Here is a 705-nt window from a genome sequence, read left to right as displayed (position 1 = left end):
ATCGCAGGCAAGCCAGCTACCACAGGGGAATGCATTCCAAATGGGCAGCTCGGTCCACTGTGGGAGCTGGCTTGCCTGCGATAGGGTCGGTACTGCTGGTGGAGATTGCTGCTAGTTAAACTCATCCCCCACCGGATACCGGCTGTCATTCAAGCTCTCTTTGATCTTGCGCAGATGCGGCTGGAAATCCACCCCACGGCGCAAGGTCATGCCGGTTGCCAGCACGTCCAGCACCGTTAACTGAATGATCCGCGATGTCATCGGCATGTAGATGTCAGTGTCTTCCGGCAATGGAATGTTCAAGCTCACCGTACTGGCCTTGGCCAAGGGCGAGTTCTCGGCAGTCACGCCCAGTACCGACGCACCGTTTTCCCGGGCGATACGCGCCACTTCCACCAACTCGCGGGTGCGCCCGGTGTAGGAAATGATCACAAACAGCTCGCCGGTGTGCGCCACAGACGCGATCATGCGCTGCATCAGCACGTCGGCATGGGCGGTCACGGCCAGGTTGAAACGGAAGAACTTGTGCAGCGCATCCATGGCCACCGGTGCCGAAGCGCCCAGGCCAAAGAAGTGGATCTGCCGCGCCTGGATCAACAAATCCACGGCCTTGCTGATCAGCGCCGGGTCGAGGGCCTGGCAGGCGCTGTCCAGAGAGGCAATGGCGCTGCCAAAGATCTTCTGGGTGTAGGCCTCAGGGTTATC

1 protein-coding gene is annotated in these 705 nt (G+C 60.0%); it reads right to left on the bottom strand.

The genetic code is table 11. The features are described 5' to 3' along the window. Positions 1–111: 111 nt before the first annotated feature. On the bottom strand, positions 112–705 hold a 594-nt coding region (gene hexR / locus FEM54_RS33470; RefSeq protein WP_138454389.1), incomplete at its 5' end, for a transcriptional regulator HexR.

This window comes from Pseudomonas edaphica, assembly GCF_005863185.1.
Lineage (GTDB): Bacteria > Pseudomonadota > Gammaproteobacteria > Pseudomonadales > Pseudomonadaceae > Aquipseudomonas > Aquipseudomonas edaphica.
The sequence above is the reverse complement of the archived record's forward strand: the minus strand, read 5'-3'. Positions and strand labels throughout refer to the sequence as shown.